Here is an 18880-nt window from a genome sequence, read left to right on the forward strand (position 1 = left end):
GATAGTGGAGAGCTACTTATCACCAATTAATGTTGCGATAATAGGGCTCTTATTACTTACCTAACGATCAGGCTAGTTCAATAATAAGAAGTGTTTTAAATATCAAATAGTACGCACATCGGTGACAAAATAACGTATCAGTTTTGTAAATTATCGGCTGGGTTTATATGCTCTATCTCGCCTACAAAATGGCTACATCAAAACCTACTGTAAACCAGACAACTACTTTTATGTCATACTTTCTTATGCGATTTTTATATCCAAAAATTGTTATAAATATTTATATTTTCAACCTTTTCTTACAGAACCACCTACGCCAAAGATAACGTCAGGGGATGCTGAAATACCATTATACAATAATGAATGGGTGAACGCTCAATCACTATTGTGCAGTCATTAAATTTAGGGAGGAATAGCTTCTGGAAAAATCTAGTGTTATTTTCTTTGAAAGAAAATTTCCAAGTGCAAATATGATTCTTATTAAGGATCAGCTTCCGATCCTTATTGATACTGGTTTTGGGAGCGAAGCAGAAGAGACAGAACAACTAATTAAAAAGGTAGGCGTTTCACCAGAAGAATTATACCTCATTGTGAATACGCACTATCATAGTGACCATGTAGGAGGCAATTTTCATCTTCAAAAAAATTATGGTGTTAAGATTGCTGCTCATAAATGGGAAGCTGATTTAATTAATTCTAATGACATTGAAGCATGTAGTTCAGAATGGTTAGATCAGCCTGTAGAACCTTATCGAGTCGATATAATGCTCTCAGATAACGATGAGATAAATACAGGTAGCAAAATTTTGAAAGTGCTGCACACACCGGGACATACTTTAGGGCATATTTCTTTATATGAACCTGAAGAAGAGATATTAATTTGCGGGGATCTCTTTCACAAAAATGATATCGGATGGTTAAATATCTTTCGCGAGGGAATTGGATCTATCCAACGATCTATAGAAAGTTTGGATCGATTGTCCTTGCTCCGGATTCAAAAGGCATATTCGGGACATGGACCTCAAATGGAGAATCCTCAGGCTTCTATTGATGCAGCAAGGGAGCGTTTTGAAAAGTGGCTAAGTATACCAGAAAAAGTTTCATGGCATGCTTGCAAGAGGATTTTTTCATTCACATTAATTATTAAAAACGGATTAGCAAAAGAAGAAATCGATAACTACCTACTAAACTGTGGTTGGTTCCAAGATTTTGCACGCCACTCTTTTCAGCTTCGACCAGAAGAATTTATTCAAATCCTGATCAATGAAATGATTCGTTCCGGTGCAGCAACCTGGCACAATAATCAATTCATCGCTACCGCACCACACCAAGCACCACAAGAAGAATGGATGAATCGGAATACAAAACCTATAGATTGGAAATCTAGCTATTTTATCATATAACTAAAACAAGTATGAAGTGAATTAAAAACAGTGTACCCTATCATATAGCAATGGTCTCTTTTTTGAAACGAAAAATGATAGTAGAATATTATCGTTAATTATCGTAATATTCTAGTTATTAACCACCATACAGTATACAACTTTTAGGGGTGATTTATATGACATTAAAAGTAGGAGATATAATTTCATTTGAACGGACATTTACAGTAAGGGATGTTGAATTGTTTTTGGAGATTTCAGGTGATGAAGGGATTCATCATATTACCCCAGATGAACAGGGAAGACTTGTAGTTCAAGGGTTATTAACGGCAACTCTACCAACAAAAGTAGGTGGAGATCATAATGTACTAGCTCAAACGATGAATTTTGAGTTTTTAAGACCAGTGTTCACTGGAGATACAATAATTTGTGAAGTTAAAATTCAAAAATACGAAAGGCAACAGAATAATAAAAATAGAACTGCTTTAATTGCATCGTTTTTATGTGAAAATCAGAATGGGAAAGAAGTATTGAAAGGGGATTTTTCTGGTATAATACTTTCTTCTCATTAAAATAAAACGACAAACTGTGCTAAATGGCAACACTAAAAGAAAAACGTTTTTTTATATTTTTTAAAATAGAGTGAATAACGTCAAGTTATTGGTTCAGATTATTTGTTGGTTCAAAAGACTTATTATTCAGTAATTAAACATTGCAATATACGTTTTCTGGCCTATTAACGGAATAATCTTCACCTAAGCCTACACACATTTTTTTGCGAGTTAAGAGATAATAGGTGATTCTAAAAATGCTGTGGGCGACAGAAATACAGCACGTTTATACCTTTTCGTGCATCTGTACGCCTACACATTGTTTCAAGTATTTACAGAGTGAGCGGCTTCTACTAGACGGACCTTTAATATGTGTGTTCTTTTTTCCTTTTACCAACAGCTTCGTTATGGCAAGGTACTAATCTTGCCCAAGAACTTAGATGGGGAGAGCATAGAAATTAAATCCGACATTGGTTCCGATTTCAGCCAAGATTTTTCCAGTAATACGAAGGGACATTCCAGGAATGGAATCCACCCGTAAAATATCTTCTTGGTGTAGCACTTATTTCGAGGTACATGTATGTCTAATGAGCAGGTTATTTTAACGCTCAATTCCATTATGTGGAAAACGGAATAAATATAAGGACGTATTTTACATTTATTGAAAATTAATGATATCATAGTTGTAGAGATTGAATATTTCATATATAGAGAGAAGGAATTCAATGATTTTTGAGTTAAGTAAGGATTTGAGAAAAAAGCTTATCCCAATGTTCGATGGTATGGACAGTACTATTATACTTTCATGTCTTCAAGGGCATATGGGAACAACGTGGGTGGACGATCTTGAAAATCCTACAGTTGCACAAATAACTGTGGGGATATTTGTTTTTTTTGCTGGAAATCCTACTACAAAGACAGCAGAAGAACTTCTGTGCAATCTGTCAGATTATAATCTTGTTATAGTAAATACAGAGGATTGGAAAAAACAAATCGAAACAGTACATAAAGGTTCAATTGAGAAGTTTCAACGATTTAAATTTTATAAAAATCCAGAACACCTCAATAAGAGTCACATACAGACCTTATTATCTCCATTACCAGAAGGATATGAACTGAAAAAAATAGATGCGGTGATAGCAAAAGAAGCATCTTTGCATGAGTTATCAGAAGATTTTACAACTCAGTTTAATTCTATAGATGATTTTATTAATCTTGGAGTAGGTTTTGTAATTTTGAATGAGGGACAAGTCGTATGTGGAGCAACATCATTTAGTATTTATGATGATGGAATTGAGATTGAAATTGCTACACATCCTCAACATAGAAGAAAAGGTTTAGCAACAATAACAGCCTCCGCGTTGATATTAGACTGCCTGGATAGAGGATTCTATCCGAGTTGGGATGCGGCTAATAACGAATCTGTTAAATTAGCTGAAAAACTCGGCTATATTTTTAAAGAGTCATATGATACGTACTTCATTGAATATGTGAAATAATACCATTCACTTTTATGTGAATTTACTCTGCTCTCAAAATAGGATGGGTGCTACAATTATGTAGAATTTAGTCGGTTTTTGAATTTCGAATTAATCAACAGTTATAAACGTCTTTGAACCTCATTATCCCGATTTTTAAACGTAATTAAAAATAACCATAACATTGGTATGCCTTATAATTTACGACTTTATATTTGCATTTTGTTCGTCACCTGATGACTTGAATGTAGAAACATTTTCTTTACTAAAACAGATGTCTATTGAGAAATAAAACTTATAGAAGAAGTTATTTTCCAACTGTATACTCGGATTGAAAGTTGTATTAGAGTCGATCACATGGATTAGAGGACTAACTAAAAGATTAGGAATACTGGGGGAAATTGAGCTAGCAAGGGCTTACTGATTCCACAAAGTACAGCCCCTTATGTCAGAATTTCAACGACATAAGGGGCTGTACTTGTTCATGTTCTAAATATACTCTCCAAAACCTTCCGATTTCCATGAATGAATCGCATGACGTTCCTTCTCGAAGACCTTCTCCAAGTAAATCATCGTCGTTTCAATCTTCTCGTGTCCAAGTGATCTCATGATGTCGTATATATCTACTCCATTTAGCTTTGAAATGATCGCAAATGCGTGTCGGAATACGTGTGGGGTGATTTTCATCGTTTGATCCGATAACTTCAGCTGCTCTAAACTTGTAATCTCCTTTTTCACATACTGCGATAAATACGAGGGGGAATAAGCTCGTCCTGTATTCGTTGTAAAAAGAGGATCACCCAGTTTAGCTTGTTCTATTGGCAGCAGGCCCCGTGCATGGCGGAAATTCCGTATGCTATGTACCACTTTCTCTTTCAGCGGAACATGCCGCCTCTTATTACCTTTCCCCAACACATCAAGATAATAGCCACCTTGAATAGCATCCACTTTTAAGTCTTTCACCTGCAAGATACAAAACTCTTCATTCCGAATTCCTGTAGTTGTAAGGACATGGATTATCATAAACATGACTGGCTGTTTCATGTCCCTAAACGTATTAAGTAGCGTAACGACATCGACTGGACCTAAATCACGATTAGGTCGATCATCTTTTCGAACTGTAGCAATCCTTAGTCCCTGGTGAATCGGTTCCTGGATATAACCAGTGCGATGCAGAAATGCAAAAAAGGCTTTCAGTATCGTCGTTTTCCGTTCAAGTGTGGCGGGAGAGTATGAACCTTTACTAATCACATACGGACTTTCAGTTGCTAACCACTCCTGATACTTTCTTAAATGACGCGATTGAAGTGATTTAAACAGAGAACCTTCTATTATATAGGCAACATCTACATCAATTTCTGTACTGTACGTGAAGAGCTGTTCGATGAAGAGTAGAAGCTCACGCTCATACTCACGAACAGTCCTCTCCGTACGGTCATTTTTTTGGTTCAAGTGGCGGCGTTCGTAAAGAAACCATTTCATCATGTCCGGATCCGTAAAATCATGAAAAGCCAGTTGTCCTTCTTTCTCAGCCTCATCTAATCGACTTTGAAGAGCAGGTAAAGTTGCTTGATTTTGTAATTCTATTTTTAAACTATTCATTTGTAACTGTTTGGTATCACTCGTTAAAAAATTCAATAACCTTAACACTCCTTTTTCAAAATCCAAAAATTATGTATTATATTGTTTTAGAATACAATCAATATTTTTAACCCTATTTTGAACTTTATTAACCACTCTATTTCGAATAGTATGGTTAATTGATATTTCAATAAACAAATTTATGGAAATCTCATTTCCAGCAATTTTAGTTCATGTTTTTCAAAAAAACCTAACGCTCATTTTATAAATCGATATGTAATGGTATTACGATGTTTTGTAATACAATCAATATTTTTAACCCTATTTTCAACTTTAATTAACATACTATTTTGGATTTCAGCGTAAATCGCTCGGTTTTAGAAATACATTCTTGTTGCAGGTATTTACAGCTGATATTTTTGAATCTGTAAATAAAAAACAGTTAACACTGTTTTTTATCAATCCAAAAATATTCCTTTATATAGTTTAATAATACAATCATTTTATAGGTAAGTGCATTTAGTTTCTATCAACATATCCATTCTATCATAAATTTAATCTGATATAAAAAAACAGTTCCTTTGTTTAGGTTATATATTATTTGTATCTAGAAAGAATGTATTCTAATATGATATGCATTTGCTATTGTAATTTATATACGTTAAACTAGTAGTAATAATGTGTAATAATATAATGAGTTACTCTAGTATTTTAGTATCTATTTTATTCATATTAACTATACTTATATTTATAATAGTTAACATTAATGAGATGTAGTAAAATAGTGTTATCATCCAGATAAATTTAAATTACTATATGAAAACGATCATTTTAAACGCTTAATTTAGTAAAAAAAGCACTATTTATTTGTGTTTTTATATAAAAATACTTAGTAAAACGCAATGAAATACGCATGAAATGCCCAGTATTCACATCATATTCATTCGACAGACAGGGGAAATTCACTTGAAAAATTGGTACACGAGGCAAGAGGTAGCGGACATACTTGGTATTTCTAAGGCTACTGTCTACCACTATGCTAAACAAAAGAAAATCATCAAAATACCAAATCTACATCGTCTAATACGCGAAGCTAGGTACAAACAGGAAGAAGTAGATGCGCTTGCGATTGAACGCCAACGCCATCAGCCGTTGGGTCTACGGCCTTCTACACTCGCTAAGCAGCTGGGCGTCACAACGCAACGTATATACGCCCTAATTCGAGAGACAACTCTACCCGTGGATGAATTGCCAGTTGGCGATGAGCGTACCATCTATTCCATCCCTGATGAAACGGCGGCGTGGATCCAACAAGAAATCGAACGAACTGCATCTACGCGCGGGACACGAGTTGAATTTTATGATGCTAAATTTGACATCGTACTTTATCAGCTTTTCCGCACACAACAGGGACAAGATATGCGTGTTTTACGCAACGACAACCAAGAATGGGGGTTCTATTTGCAATCGCGTACATGGATACCATTTACGAATGGTATCCATATTTATCAGTATGAGGCGGTGTATCCGATTCATCGTCCCAACAGTAGAGTAAGAGGGTATACAGACTTCTTATTGCCAAAAGATTTACAAGAATCGTTTGATTTTCTTGATTTCATCTACCAAGTATGGGGGATCGAAAACATCCGCATCCGCGAGCAGGAGACACACATCAATCTGTCGATAAAAAGCGGTGTAATCACATTGCCTATAGCGGTACCAGACATTCTTACAGAGAGTATTATCAAGAAATTTCTCGTACTAGGTGATATTGTGTTCGGAGAAGCTGAGTGGACGCTAATTAGCGGTTATCGGCGTACGACATTTGATTTACCTAACAACCTGCTAGATGAATTACAAGAGATTTCTAAAGAAAAAGGTCTGTCTATGAGTGAATATGTGGAAGAGGCAGTACGGGAGAAGATTGCAAGAGAAGAAACAATCGAATAAAGAATGCCTTATTTCCCCAAAAAAAGAGCTGATTTTCAGCTCTTTTTTTGTTGAGCATAAATATTTTGGGGATGTTAATTAGGAAATATATATATTACTCATAATATTATTATGTAAACTAAAGTCGCTTTTTGAATTATAAATTAATGTTCCATGCATCAATAAAAAACGGAAACTTGTTTTCATGAAGAGGAAAATCACCTAATAAGAGGAATTTCGCTGTTTTTGTCGAATAATAATGACTTAGGTTCATACAGAACTAGTAGAAAATGATCGTTCATGAAGGGGGAGATTTATATGTTTACTTATCACATTGATGAAAAAACAACATTAAAGATGTTAACTCCACAAGATTCGGAGTCGTTATTTTTGTTAACTGATCAATCGAAAAAGAGTTTAAGAGAGTGGCTGCCATTCATTGAACTTACGAAGTCTTCGGCAGATACAGAGGCATTTATAAAGTCAACAATGAAACAATTTAGTGATAATAATGGATTTCAAGCAGGCATTTGGCATAATGAAAAGATTGCCGGTGTCATCGGATTTCACAAGATTGATTGGAACAATAAATCGACAAGCATTGGATACTGGTTAGGCAATGGCTATGAAGGCTCGGGACTCATGACTAAATCCGTTAGTGCTTTTGTGAACCATGCAATTGTTGAGCTGGGCTTAAACCGTGTCGAGATCCGTGCGGCTGTTGAAAATAAGAAGAGTAGAGCGATACCTGAGAGGTTGAATTTTACAAAAGAAGGGTGCATTCGCCAAGCGGAATGGCTATATGATCATTATGTTGACCATGTTGTTTATGGCATGCTAGCTGAGGATTGGCTTGAAATTGAGTAAACTAAATGCTAAATGGCCAATTACAAAATATACATGGGTAAGTAATATAGTACTAGCAATTCGTTTTGCTCATAATAAAGACTCTGAATACGATTCACTTTTAACATGGTATGAAACTCCATTGAGAATAATGGTAACAGGTAGAATTAGTAGTAGGGTCTTAAAGAATAGAGCCCATTCTTCGGTAGTGCCATAATCAGAATAAATGATCAACAATTCAGAATTAAATTATAGTGAAATCAGATGATTCATAAGTATAATAATTCAGGAGGGAACTACATGAGTATTCTAAAAGCAACGGTAAGTGACCTTGATTCTTTAGCCGAGCTTTTTGATTTGTATAGGCTATTTTATCAGCAAAAATCTGATCTAAGCGGTGCAAGGAAGTTTATCAAAGAAAGGTTACATAACGAGGAGTCGGTCATCTTTATTGCTTATGATGGAAGTGATTCTATTGGTTTTGTACAACTTTATCCGTCATTTTCATCGGTAAGTATGAAACGGACATGGGTGCTAAACGATTTGTATGTGAAAGAAAATGGTCGTGGCAAAGGATTTGGCGAGAAATTAATACGAACAGCGATTGCTTTTGCGGAGGAGACGGATGCAAAAGGAGTTCTGCTTGAGACAGGTAAAGAAAATGTAACAGCTCAAAGTCTTTATGAAAAAATCGGGTTTAACAAAGAAACTAATCATTTTTACTTTTTTAGTGTTTAATGCTAAATATATGGGGGGGACTAACGTGACTGGAATACATATCTTACAGAAATTTGGTTTTTATGCAAAGGAGGAACCTGCAAGTATCTATCCTTTTTCGCCAGTTTATCGGGTTAATGATGCAATTATAAAGAAAACACAGCACCCTATGGAAAGGGCACGTCGATTGATGACGTATACAACTTTTTTAAAAGAAAACAGTGTTTTAATCGTAACACCAGCACTTGCAACGTCTAATAACCCTCAAACGATTGGTGATGATACATACGTTGTCTATCCATTTATTGAAGGAGCAACCTATTCAGGTACAGAGACAGAAATTATAGCAGCGGGCGAGCTTTTAGGAAAAATACACGCTCTTTCGCCTACAAGAAATACATTTGACCTGAAAGAATACGATGTTTTTGATTTCAATAAGGATGAAGTGACGGAGAGTGTTGAGAAAATAGCGAAAAATGCTGCAAGCCATCATTTTGAAATGGATGAACTCCAACTAAAAGAGAAGCTATTACAAATAGTATCCCAACAAGATGAACTTAAAAGTAGTGGCATGACATCTGTAGCAACCCCTCATGATTTCAAAGCGAATAACTTAATCTATACCCCGGAGCCCTATTTAATTGATCCAGACAATGCAGCGTGGGTGCCACGCATCTTCGATTTAGCATTGGCGTTACTACTATTTCATAACGAATTAACAACAGCTCCTGATGTACCATTCACACCTGCACGATGGCAGCTATTCATACAAGGCTATACGAAATCAGTGACATTTACTGATGTAGAATATGCTTATTGGCAATATGCAGTGGAGCATGTCTTTTTGGATGAAGTCATGTGGCTGATGGCCGATGTAGAAGAGGATTGGGAAAATACGTCTCAACGGATTCTTTTCGGTGGTCTACTCAAGATATTGTTTGATACTTCAAGCTATGGTCTTGGTTGATTAAAAAAGTGCTCAAACCAATTATGGGTTGAGCACTTTTTGGTGATGCCTATATATTTTTCACCATAACTTTTTCATCATTCACATCAAACTCACCGTTAAACTGAAATCCGAATTTCTGATACAAGTAAATGGCTGAATGGTTGTCCTCGTATATGCTTAAATAGATTTTTTGGCAAGAAAATTCTTGCACTAACTTTTCAATCATTGATTGTAACATGATTGTTCCATAGCCCAGGCCTTGAAAGTTAGCGTCAATGAGAAAACGGTCTAACCACACACGACTCTGTTCTTGTGCTTCTGGAAAACACCCATACATAGCAAAGCCGACTAGCTCATTGTTCGCGTAAAGGCCAACGGGTTGATAATGAGCGCATTCCTTCGCTTCCTCTAAACATTGCCTTGTGGTTTCTATAAAGTTCGTTTGTGATTCAGCCACGCTCAACCTTAAAATTTCATCTTCATTGTCTTTTGTTACGTCATGAATGGATATACTCATGACTATCATATCCTTTCTATTTCGTACCCATTGAGTTTTGTAATGGTACAATTACATCCTAAAGTATACGGTTACCATACAGTCAAGGAGGTACTTTCAAATGAGTCAGACGCTGCATAAATTTTTTACAACCGGTGAATTCGCCAAACTATGTAAAGTGAAAAAACAAACGTTGTTTCATTACGATGAAATCGGGCTACTGTCTCCCGAAATCACCAACGACAAAGGCTATCGATACTACTCGTACCACCAATTCGATGTTTTTTCCGTCATTCAACTATTAAAAGAAGTCGACATGCCGTTAAAAGAAATTAAATTATTTTTGGAAAATAAAACCCCAGTAGAGCTCATTGAACTTTTAAAAAATAAATCAAAAGAAATTGATATAAAAATTAGCAATTTGAAGGGTATACAAAAAATTATCCAGAAGAAGATTGAGCTAACAGAACGTGCATTAACCATTGATTATTCACAGATTACATTACAAGAACAAGAGGAGGAACGGATGTTTCTTAGCGGTTCGATTTTGGACTGTTCGGATAAGGGCTTCCTTAAATCAGTTTCTACATTTATCGAATTTGTCAAAGACAATCAGTTGGATATTGGTTATCCCATTGGAGCGATGGTCAGTAAAGAACAAGTCGAGCAAGGGGACTATGAAAATTATTCCTATCTCTATACGAGGATGGAACAACTGGACCCGCAAATTGCTTGTTATGTAAAACCAAAAGGCCTGTTTGTGGTGGCTTACCATAAAGGAAGCGAGGAATTTATTCATCAAACATTTGAAAAAATGCAGGATTTCATACGTACTAATAATTTAGTGCTGACCAACTACACGTATGAGGAATATGTGTTAGATGAAATATCGGTGAGTGGCAGTGAGGATTATGTCACGGAGATTATGATGCATGTTGAGCGTGTATGAATTGATCAAGATTGCATATGAGTGTAGTGCTTATAAAAAATCAAGTGAAAAAAAGTGATTGATTTAAAGGAGGAATCCTTTGAACCAATCACTTTTTTACGATTCATTATTCTTCTTACTTCTGGACTTCCTTAAAAGTTGATTTTACCGAAGTAGATTTTTTTGCACAGTAACTAATTCAACTTTTCAGTAACTTTCATTATAAACACCCGTCAAATCAGATAGAGGGGGAAGACAATCTTATGAAGAGATATCTATTCTTATTACTGATTGTCTGCATGAACTTAGCTGGGTGTGAAGCGAAGGATAAGGCGGTTGAAGGACAGATCGATAGTAAAGGCATTTTTACGGAAGTCGATGTTGAAGGAAATCGAGTTTTGGTGAATGATCCGGATATGGACTTCATTTGGCTGGCACTGCCCGATCACGGAGATATAACGAAGTTTGAAGAGGGGCATGAAGTTGTCTTATGGATAGCTGGACCAATCGCTGAATCGTCGCCAGCTTCTGCAAAAGCTTTGAATATCGAGATTGTAGAGGCGGCACAGCCTTCATTACATCCATTCGATTTTAGAAATCATGGCTTCACCTGGGCTAGTTACAATTGATGAAACTAGCTATGACATGCCGCAGGTCCAACGCAACTTGCAGAAAAATTCAAGGCAATTATTTTGGAACCGACTAGCAAAGCAAGTATACAGATAGAGCAAAATCCTGAATTAAGCGTGTATATTTGGGCTGCTGAAAGAAGTACTGACATTATAGAAGGTAATGAATTAACAGTCCCAATAACAAGTGGCCGTTATTTCTATGAAGTAGTGTCAAAATGGCCTAACGGCGAGGTGTCATACACATTTGTTGTAGAGGTGAAATAATTAGATTTTGAGGTCGTTCCATGTTTATGCATTGAATGGTATTTGAAGTAGTGGGGAACAGTTCCTATTCAAAAAAGAGTAGTTTCTATAGCTACTCTTTTTTGAATAGCTATTTTTCCGAATCTTAAGCTTTTTTAGTTGTTGGTATGTTAAAATCTATGGATATATCATTTATTAATGCATAAAGAGAGTAGGAAATCGGATGCAGAAACAAGAATTAGCGAGAGGCTTGAAAAACAGACATGTACAACTAATCGCTATTGGAGGGGCAATCGGAACAGGGTTATTTCTCGGTGCGGGAAAATCGATTCATTTAGCGGGACCATCGATTTTATTTGCTTATTTGATCACAGGACTCGTGTGTTTTTTAATCATGCGGGCTCTTGGTGAATTACTTTTAAGCAATCTGAAGTATCATTCTTTTGTTGACTTTGTACAAGATTATTTAGGTCATATGGCGGCGTTTGTCACTGGTTGGACCTACTGGTTTTGCTGGATTTCAATCGCAATGGCAGACTTAACGGCGGTTGGTCTTTACACTCAGTTTTGGTTTCCCCATGTACCACAGTGGATGCCAGGATTAATTGCACTTGTCATATTGTTACTTATGAACCTTGCAACCGTGAAACTGTTTGGCGAAATAGAATTCTGGTTTGCATTAATTAAAATCATTGCGATTTTAGCACTAATTGTTATCGGTGTTTACATGATCATCAAGGGCTTCTCCACCGACTCGGGCCCATCCAGCTTCTCGAATCTATGGAACCACGGTGGCATGTTCCCCAATGGCATCAATGGCTTTATATTGTCATTCCAGATGGTTGTGTTCGCATTTGTCGGCATTGAGCTTGTAGGTTTGACTGCAGGCGAGACAGAGAATCCGCAAAAAGTTATCCCGAAAGCAATTAATAATATCCCTATTCGGATTTTAATATTTTATATTGGCGCGCTGATTGTCATAATGAGTATTTATCCGTGGAATGCTATTAATCCTTTGGAAAGCCCTTTCGTCCAGGTCTTCGTTGCGGTTGGTATCGTTGCTGCGGCCGGCATTGTCAATTTTGTCGTCCTAACATCCGCAGCGTCGGCATGTAACAGCGCCGTCTTCAGTACAAGCAGGATGTTATATTCACTTTCCAAAGATAAACATGCACCCGTGCCATTTACAAAACTGACTTCTAATAAAGTCCCTTCCAATGCATTGTTCTTTTCAACTGTCATCATTTTAATCGCTGTTGTTTTGAACTATGTGATGCCAGAAGGAGTATTTACACTAATTACAAGTATTTCTACAGTATGCTTCCTCTTTATTTGGGGAATCATTGTCATCAGCCATTTGAAATATCGCAAAACAAGACCGGATTTAGTGAGAAAGAGTAAATTCAAAATGCCACTATATCCATTTTCAAATTATATGATTCTAGCTTTCCTAGCTTTCGTTTTTGTCGTTTTAGCACTTGCAGAAGATACGCGTATTGCGTTGTTCGTAACGCCCGTTTGGTTTATTTTGCTGCTTGGAATTTATAAAATGCGAGGGATTAAGAAATAATGGATTAAAAATAGAAGAACCCTTGCTAGTTCACTAGCAAGGGTTCTTCTATTTAAGTTTTTTTGCATGTGGAGCAACAATAAGTGCACCGTAAGGATCGGAACACCGATACAGTTTTTAAATGATTTATTGATATTTATAGTGATGGAAGTATATTATTAGCTAATCTTTTTTATTGTTATAAGAGGATAGTAGAGTGCATCCTATAATTTCTGTTTTAATGAAATTTTTACCACGCAAAAGTAATTGTACTAAGTAATTTCGTTAGTCTTAAATAGACACACTTCATACCTTATGAAATTACGTGACTGAACAGGCGCTGTACAATCGATTGGCCTTGATAAGCAGTGCTTAGTGGTCATGTTCTTCTTCCTGTTCTTTCGCTACATTTAGTATAGTAAAACTTTCAACGGATGAATCACATCCTGTAAGTGTGTATACAAATAATTGTTGGCCGACTTCTTCAACGATATCCTTACATGTCATGTTGGTTTTGGCGGAATCATTTCCTCTATTTTTATTTTTTGAACGGTCAATCTCCAAGTCAATTGTGGTGCCGTCGAAAACTAGATTATATAGTGTTGGGTCTCCCTCAAGTGTGTAATTCGCAATACGAACTGTAGCCTCTTCGTTCTTCTCCATACTCTCCAAGAACGATTCGAAATTCGGATAGTTATAGACAGGCCCGTGCATGTTGACGACATCACCGTTAAGAACCGCTTCTTCACTATCATACGAACAGGCTGAACTTAGTGCCATACTAAGTAGCACAAGTAATAATAGATGTACTTTTTTAGATATCATCCGCATTTCCCCCTTGTTACTCTTTAAATTAAAGGATTATTTTGAATAGTGAAATTAGAGAAGACACCATACATGGTTACCCGAAGCGTTATTCAATGGAACCATTAATTTAACCCATTTCATCTTTATAATATGAGGTAGCAGCATGCTTTATCCCGTTTAAAACACTTAAACTATTTCTCAGTCCGAATTATTTGAATCCCGGACCTTTTATATTGTTCAGACTTTTGCTAAACTAATCAAAGGTCTAATTTTAAGGAAAAGTAGGGGGAGTAGCGTGAAGGTTTTATTACAGCTGGGCTGGTTTTTTAAACAGCGGAAGAAGCAGTATCTTTTCGGGATAGCGATGCTTGTTTTCGTTTCATTATTGCAATTGTTGCCGCCGAAAATCATCGGAATTATTGTCGATGACATTACAGAGGGTTCTTTAACGGCTGAAGGGCTCACAAAATGGCTAGTCATCTTAGCTGTGGCAGGTATCCTCATGTATATTGCACGCTATTACTGGCGTGTGATGATTTTTGGTTCGGCCGTTTTGTTAGCCAAAATAATGCGGGAAAAGTTATTCAATCATTTTACAAGAATGTCACCTTCTTTCTATCAAAAGAGACGTGTAGGAGATTTAATGGCCCATGCCACAAATGATATAGGTGCTGTACAGCAAACGGCAGGTATGGGAATTTTGACACTTGTCGATTCCATTTCAACAGGGGGATTCGTCATTTTGACGATGGCCATCACGATCAATTGGAAATTGACTTTGATTGCACTCATTCCACTACCATTCATGATTTTTCTGACAAGTTACTATGGAAAATTATTGCGTAACCGATTCCGGTTCGCACAAGAAGCATTCTCGAATTTAAATGACAAAACGCAGGAAAGTATATCTGGTATTAAAGTCATAAAAACATTTGGTCAAAAAAATGAAGACATAGAAGATTTTACGAGCTTATCTACGGATGTCGTTGGTAAAAATATGCGTGTTGCCAAAGTGGATGCATTATTCGACCCGACGATTACAGGGATATTCGCGATTTCTTACATTCTGTCTTTCTATTTCGGAACGAAGTTTATTATTGCAGGTGACATGTCAATTGGTGACATGGTAGCGTTCAGTACATACCTTGGACTTCTTGTCTGGCCTATGCTTGCGTTTGGCTTCCTATTTAACATTGTAGAGCGTGGAAATGCATCTTACAGTAGGATTACGGAATTGTTATCGGTTGCACCAGAAATTAAAGACGTAGCGGGTGCGATTGATAGAAGACCCGAAGGCGATTTACACTTCGATATAGATGAGTTCAAATTTCCAGGTGATGAGCGTGCTGCATTGCACGACGTTCACTTTATGTTAAAACGAGGAGAAACAATGGGTGTTGTAGGTAAAACCGGGTCGGGTAAGACAGCAATTTTAAAACTATTGCTGAGAGAGTTTGAAGGATACAAAGGAAACATTGTATATGGAGACAAACCAATTAATCAATACAAGCAGCAACGATTAAGAGAGTCGATTGGTTACGTTCCACAAGATCACTTCTTATTTTCAACAACACTTGCTGAAAATATAGCCTTTACAAATCCGAGAATTGGAACCGATAAAATTCATGAAGCAGCACGACTTGCACATATCCATGACGACATTTTAGGATTTACGGAAGGATATGACACCATCGTAGGAGAACGTGGTGTATCGTTGTCTGGTGGACAGAAGCAACGTATTTCCATTGCTCGTGCGTTAATCATGGAGCCGGAATTATTGCTTTTGGACGATTCCTTATCGGCTGTCGATGCCAAAACGGAAGAAGCGATTTTGCGATCACTCAAACAAACTCGCACAGGGGAGACGACAATTATTACTTCACACCGATTAAGTGCCATCCAACATGCGCATAAAATCATCGTTATGCATGAAGGGACGATTGTCGAGGCCGGAACACATGAAGAACTTCTTGAAATGGACGGAAGATATAAAGAAATGTATGACCTGCAGCAACTTGAAGTGCTTGTCGAAAAAGGGGGCGAGGGATAATGTCTATTGAAAAATACCCAAAACTAACAGCAAAAGATCAATGGCTCGTGCTAAAAAGATTATTACGCTATATCATCCCTCATAAAAAAAGCGTTACCTTAGCGCTTGTCCTGCTCATTTTGACGGTCGCAGGCAGTATTGTTGGTCCCTTAATTATTCAACGCTTCATCGATAATCATTTAACAACAATGAATTTCCCGAAGAGTGAAATCATGACTATCGCAACTGTCTATATAGGAATTCAGATATTTATGGTCATCGTATCCTATTTCCAGCTTATTCGATTTCAAGATATTGCACTAAAAATCATTCAGCAAATGCGAATCGATGTGTTTTCAAAAGTGCAGGGGCTCGGGATGCGTTATTTTGATAAAACACCTGCAGGAAGTATCGTGTCACGTGTAACGAATGATACCGAGGCAATCAAAGAAATGTTCGTCAGTGTCATTGTTACGTTTTTACAAGCTATATTCGTAATAATCGGCGTTTACATTGCACTGTTTTCACTTGATGCAAAGTTGGCGTTTATTTCCTTATTATTATTGCCGTTGTTTTTAGCCGTTATCGTCGTTTATAGACGCTATAGCGCTGATTTTTATCAAGATATTCGTGAGCGACTAAGCCAGCTCAACGCTAAAATAGCTGAATCATTATCCGGAATGGGAATGATTCAAGCATTTAGACAGGAAGATCGATTAGAAGCGGAATTTGATGATATTAATGAAAAACATTTCCGTGCGGGAATGCGTAACATTAAATTTGACAGTATCCTGCTAGGTCCGGCAATCGATTTACTGTATGCTGTAGCCATCGTTTTTGTACTCGGATACTTTGGATTTTTATCCCTTGCCAGTCCTGTTGAAGTGGGGATACTATATGTATTTACAACTTTAATTGGCCGTTTATTCCAACCTGTTCAACAAGTAATGCAGCGACTATCTATTTTCCAACAAGCAATGGTAGCTGCATCACGTGTGTTTAAATTAATGGATGATCCAGATATGGAACCGGAGCAGCAAGTTAATGAAAAAGCCAAAATACAAAGCGGTAAGATCGAATTCCGTGATGTATCGTTTTCGTATGACGGTCAAACCGACGTACTGAAAAACATTTCATTCACTGCGAATGCAGGGGAAACTGTTGCCCTCGTCGGTCATACAGGTAGCGGAAAAAGCTCCATTATCAACTTGTTAATGCGTTTTTACGAGTATGAGCGGGGCGGCATTTATATTGATGACAATTCGTTGAAAGAATACCCGAAAGAAGAACTGCGGAAGAAGACAGGCCTTGTGTTGCAAGACCCGTTCCTTTTCTATGGTGATATCGAAAGTAATATCCGTTTGCATGATAAGGAAATGACGTCTGAAGAAGTGAGGGCGGCGGCGGAGTTCGTACAGGCAAATGAATTTATTGAAAAACTGCCAGAAAAATACGCGCAAAAAGTAACGGAACGCGGCTCTACATTCTCAAGTGGTCAACGGCAACTCGTAGCATTTGCACGTACAATTGCAACGAATCCCAAAATTCTCGTTCTCGATGAAGCGACTGCCAATATTGACACTGAAACAGAAGTGGCTATCCAGTCAAGCCTTGAAAAAATGAGGAAAGGGCGTACAACAATCGCAATCGCCCACAGGCTGAGTACAATTCAAGATGCAGAGCTAATTCTTGTTCTTCATAAAGGTGAAATAATCGAACGTGGAACTCACCAAGGGCTGCTGGCACAAAAAGGCCTCTATCATAAGATGTATCTGCTTCAAAACAATATCTTAGATGATGTTATTTAATAAACGTAAGCTGCGTCCAATATACGATACTTTTCCATTTGTCGCGTACAAAAACCGCCTCCCTCGATTGGGAAGGCGGTTTTTTATGTCTACAGAGTTAAGGTTATGTAGTCGTTGTAGCACGAGGCGGGGTATTCCGCCGAAATGTCATAAACTGTTCACAGTCATATTAGACGTAATTTGGTGCTTCTTTTGATAGGATTAAGGTAGAAAAATTGAAGGGGAGAGAATAATGGCAACAGACTTAAATCTATTTCTCGCTTTCGGTGCCGGTTTCTTAAGTTTCATATCACCGTGTACATTGCCGTTGTATCCAGCATTCATTTCGTATATTACTGGTATGTCACTGGATGATCTAAAATCGGACTCGAAACGCATGAGCAGAAGCGGCATGCTTCATACACTGTTCTTCTTGTTAGGATTCTCTATTATATTCATTGTAATCGGCTACAGTACATCCTTTGTAGGCACATTTTTCCAGGAAAACCAGGAGATATTGAGACAAGCGGGAGCAATCTTCGTTGTCTTATTCGGACTCATGATCGTCGGAGTGTTTACACCTGAATTCCTGATGAAAGAAAGAAAACTGCAGTTCAAAAATAGACCTGCCGGATACTTAGGTACCATGGTTATCGGGATTGCATTCGCTGCAGGTTGGCAACCGTGTTCTGGTCCGATTATTGGGGCTATTATTACACTTGCTGCCTCAAATCCTGGATCGGGTATGATTTATATGATTATGTACGTCCTTGGTTTTGCTATTCCATTTTTCGTACTGTCTTTCTTCATTACACGCCTTTCCTGGATTCGAACTCACAGTGGTTTAATCATGAAAATAGGTGGTTATGTGATGATCGGAGTTGGAATTTTGCTGTTTTTCAATGGCATGCAGTACATAACGAGCTTACTAAGTCCTATTTTTGGCGATTTCATGGGCTTCTGATTTAAGTTTGGA

The 18880-nt window shown here is 37.3% G+C and carries 16 protein-coding genes; 13 read left to right on the forward strand and 3 right to left on the reverse strand.

Features of this window, described 5'->3' with window-relative positions; all coding sequences use genetic code 11:
- The first annotated feature begins 470 nt into the window (after positions 1 to 470).
- The 3 genes from FQ087_RS05355 (at position 471) to FQ087_RS05365 (ending at position 3432) form a co-directional block, all read left to right on the forward strand.
- The gene (locus FQ087_RS05355) at positions 471 to 1403 is read left to right on the forward strand and encodes an MBL fold metallo-hydrolase (RefSeq protein ID WP_149579482.1); all 933 of its coding nucleotides are present in this window, start codon (positions 471 to 473) and stop codon (positions 1401 to 1403) included.
- A gap of 158 nt (positions 1404 to 1561) precedes the next feature.
- Positions 1562 to 1954 carry an FAS1-like dehydratase domain-containing protein gene (locus FQ087_RS05360; protein ID WP_149579483.1) on the forward strand — a complete coding sequence of 131 codons (393 nt, stop codon included), beginning with the start codon at positions 1562 to 1564 and terminating at the stop codon, positions 1952 to 1954.
- A gap of 704 nt (positions 1955 to 2658) precedes the next feature.
- Positions 2659 to 3432 carry a GNAT family N-acetyltransferase gene (locus tag FQ087_RS05365; protein ID WP_149579484.1) on the forward strand — a complete coding sequence of 258 codons (774 nt, stop codon included), beginning with the start codon at positions 2659 to 2661 and terminating at the stop codon, positions 3430 to 3432.
- Between the two features lie 468 nt (positions 3433 to 3900).
- Here the strand turns inward: FQ087_RS05365 and FQ087_RS05370 are convergent, their stop codons facing one another.
- Positions 3901 to 5049, reverse strand: coding sequence for a tyrosine-type recombinase/integrase (locus FQ087_RS05370; RefSeq protein WP_255452151.1), 1149 nt, complete (start codon positions 5047 to 5049; stop codon positions 3901 to 3903).
- 909 nt (positions 5050 to 5958) lie between these two features.
- On the opposite strand from FQ087_RS05370, the gene FQ087_RS05375 reads away from it, so the two are divergent.
- From FQ087_RS05375 to FQ087_RS05390, 4 genes are all read left to right on the forward strand, one after another.
- Positions 5959 to 6942 carry a helix-turn-helix domain-containing protein gene (locus FQ087_RS05375; RefSeq protein WP_188006642.1) on the forward strand — a complete coding sequence of 328 codons (984 nt, stop codon included), beginning with the start codon at positions 5959 to 5961 and terminating at the stop codon, positions 6940 to 6942.
- A 297-nt stretch (positions 6943 to 7239) separates the two neighbouring features.
- Positions 7240 to 7788, forward strand: coding sequence for a GNAT family N-acetyltransferase (locus FQ087_RS05380; RefSeq protein ID WP_149579486.1), 549 nt, complete (start codon positions 7240 to 7242; stop codon positions 7786 to 7788).
- Between the two features lie 279 nt (positions 7789 to 8067).
- Positions 8068 to 8505 carry a GNAT family N-acetyltransferase gene (locus FQ087_RS05385; protein WP_149579487.1) on the forward strand — a complete coding sequence of 146 codons (438 nt, stop codon included), beginning with the start codon at positions 8068 to 8070 and terminating at the stop codon, positions 8503 to 8505.
- Between the two features lie 25 nt (positions 8506 to 8530).
- Positions 8531 to 9451 carry a phosphotransferase gene (locus FQ087_RS05390; RefSeq protein ID WP_149579488.1) on the forward strand — a complete coding sequence of 307 codons (921 nt, stop codon included), beginning with the start codon at positions 8531 to 8533 and terminating at the stop codon, positions 9449 to 9451.
- A 49-nt stretch (positions 9452 to 9500) separates the two neighbouring features.
- Here FQ087_RS05390 and FQ087_RS05395 read toward each other — a convergent pair whose 3' ends face one another.
- Positions 9501 to 9950: a GNAT family N-acetyltransferase gene (locus tag FQ087_RS05395; protein ID WP_149579489.1), complete on the reverse strand. Its 450-nt coding sequence runs from the start codon at positions 9948 to 9950 to the stop codon at positions 9501 to 9503.
- A gap of 100 nt (positions 9951 to 10050) precedes the next feature.
- Between FQ087_RS05395 and FQ087_RS05400 the strand changes: the two genes are divergently transcribed.
- The 3 genes from FQ087_RS05400 (at position 10051) to FQ087_RS05415 (ending at position 13302) form a co-directional block, all read left to right on the forward strand.
- Positions 10051 to 10878, forward strand: coding sequence for a MerR family transcriptional regulator (locus FQ087_RS05400; RefSeq protein WP_149579490.1), 828 nt, complete (start codon positions 10051 to 10053; stop codon positions 10876 to 10878).
- Positions 10879 to 11120: 242 nt separating this feature from the next.
- Complete coding sequence (locus FQ087_RS05405) at positions 11121 to 11486, forward strand: DUF3221 domain-containing protein (protein ID WP_149579491.1); 366 nt, start codon at positions 11121 to 11123, stop codon at positions 11484 to 11486.
- A 469-nt stretch (positions 11487 to 11955) separates the two neighbouring features.
- The gene (locus FQ087_RS05415; RefSeq protein ID WP_149579493.1) at positions 11956 to 13302 is read left to right on the forward strand and encodes an amino acid permease; all 1347 of its coding nucleotides are present in this window, start codon (positions 11956 to 11958) and stop codon (positions 13300 to 13302) included.
- A gap of 351 nt (positions 13303 to 13653) precedes the next feature.
- On the opposite strand, the gene FQ087_RS05420 is transcribed toward FQ087_RS05415, so the two are convergent.
- Entirely contained in the window at positions 13654 to 14106 is a 453-nt protein-coding gene (locus FQ087_RS05420) for a DUF4362 domain-containing protein (protein WP_188006643.1), read from the reverse strand.
- Between the two features lie 277 nt (positions 14107 to 14383).
- Between FQ087_RS05420 and FQ087_RS05425 the strand changes: the two genes are divergently transcribed.
- The 3 genes from FQ087_RS05425 to FQ087_RS05435 all read left to right on the forward strand — a co-directional run bounded on the left by FQ087_RS05425 (position 14384) and on the right by FQ087_RS05435 (position 18868).
- Entirely contained in the window at positions 14384 to 16138 is a 1755-nt protein-coding gene (locus tag FQ087_RS05425; RefSeq protein WP_149579495.1) for an ABC transporter transmembrane domain-containing protein, read from the forward strand.
- Complete coding sequence (locus tag FQ087_RS05430; RefSeq protein WP_255452152.1) at positions 16138 to 17925, forward strand: ABC transporter ATP-binding protein; 1788 nt, start codon at positions 16138 to 16140, stop codon at positions 17923 to 17925. Before FQ087_RS05425 ends, FQ087_RS05430 begins: the two co-directional genes overlap by 1 nt.
- Positions 17926 to 18157: 232 nt before the next feature.
- On the forward strand, positions 18158 to 18868 hold the full coding sequence (locus FQ087_RS05435) for a cytochrome c biogenesis CcdA family protein (RefSeq protein WP_149579496.1): 711 nt from the start codon (positions 18158 to 18160) through the stop codon (positions 18866 to 18868).
- Positions 18869 to 18880 lie beyond the last annotated feature (12 nt).

The sequence above is a fragment of the Sporosarcina sp. ANT_H38 genome, from assembly GCF_008369195.1.
Lineage (GTDB): Bacteria > Bacillota > Bacilli > Bacillales_A > Planococcaceae > Sporosarcina.

Bases quoted from the DNA above. Each gene is read 5' to 3' on its own strand.
- FQ087_RS05430 (WP_255452152.1), top strand. From the start codon at position 16,138: ATGTCTATTGAAAAATACCCAAAACTAACAGCAAAAGATCAATGGCTC.
- FQ087_RS05400 (WP_149579490.1), top strand. From the start codon at position 10,051: ATGAGTCAGACGCTGCATAAATTTTTTACAACCGGTGAATTCGCCAAA.
- FQ087_RS05415 (WP_149579493.1), top strand. From the start codon at position 11,956: ATGCAGAAACAAGAATTAGCGAGAGGCTTGAAAAACAGACATGTACAA.
- FQ087_RS05405 (WP_149579491.1), top strand. From the start codon at position 11,121: ATGAAGAGATATCTATTCTTATTACTGATTGTCTGCATGAACTTAGCT.
- FQ087_RS05385 (WP_149579487.1), top strand. From the start codon at position 8,068: ATGAGTATTCTAAAAGCAACGGTAAGTGACCTTGATTCTTTAGCCGAG.
- FQ087_RS05395 (WP_149579489.1), bottom strand. From the start codon at position 9,950: ATGAGTATATCCATTCATGACGTAACAAAAGACAATGAAGATGAAATT.
- FQ087_RS05360 (WP_149579483.1), top strand. From the start codon at position 1,562: ATGACATTAAAAGTAGGAGATATAATTTCATTTGAACGGACATTTACA.
- FQ087_RS05355 (WP_149579482.1), top strand. From the start codon at position 471: ATGATTCTTATTAAGGATCAGCTTCCGATCCTTATTGATACTGGTTTT.
- FQ087_RS05435 (WP_149579496.1), top strand. From the start codon at position 18,158: ATGGCAACAGACTTAAATCTATTTCTCGCTTTCGGTGCCGGTTTCTTA.
- FQ087_RS05365 (WP_149579484.1), top strand. From the start codon at position 2,659: ATGATTTTTGAGTTAAGTAAGGATTTGAGAAAAAAGCTTATCCCAATG.
- FQ087_RS05420 (WP_188006643.1), bottom strand. From the start codon at position 14,106: ATGATATCTAAAAAAGTACATCTATTATTACTTGTGCTACTTAGTATG.
- FQ087_RS05380 (WP_149579486.1), top strand. From the start codon at position 7,240: ATGTTTACTTATCACATTGATGAAAAAACAACATTAAAGATGTTAACT.